The sequence below is a fragment of the Haloferax sp. Atlit-6N genome, from assembly GCF_003383195.1.
Classification (GTDB): Archaea; Halobacteriota; Halobacteria; order Halobacteriales; family Haloferacaceae; genus Haloferax; species Haloferax gibbonsii.
The window spans coordinates 1-474 of sequence record NZ_QEQJ01000276.1; the positions used below are offsets into that span (position 1 = coordinate 1).

The following is a 474-nucleotide window of genomic DNA, read 5'->3' on the forward strand; positions in this document are numbered from 1 at the left end:
TCCGGCGAGGGTACAACGCAGAGGCAGAGGTTGCCTTCGCCGATATCGATCCTGCAGACTACGATGGACTCGTGATACCCGGAGGACGGGCACCTGAGTCGATTCGATATGATAGCGACTTACAGCACATCGTACAGCACTTTTTCGACGAAGAAAAACCGGTAGCAGTCACGTGCCACGGTCCACAAGTACTGTCTGAATCAGGTGTGCTAGAAGGACGCGAGATCACGTGTTGGCCCACGATGCGCGCTGACTTCGAACAAGCGGGTGCGGAGTATCAAGACGAAACGGTCGTCGTGGACAACAACCTCGTCTCTGCTCCCTCCTGGGCCGAAAATGGTGTTTGGATGGAACGGTATATTGAACTACTGAATAACTGAACGTCTCGTATTCGGCAGCTTGCGTTTTCACTTGGTTTCGGAGCGGATAGACCAGCACTCTTCTGTGTGGTACCGAGAAACCCTTGATCAGTAT

General features: G+C 53.0%; 1 protein-coding gene. It reads left to right on the top strand.

Annotation, left to right across the window (positions count from 1 at the left end):
- The coding region (locus DEQ92_RS22330) for a DJ-1/PfpI family protein (protein WP_199522979.1) at positions 1–380 on the top strand (380 nt) is incomplete at its 5' end.
- Between the last annotated feature and the right edge of the window lie 94 nt (positions 381–474).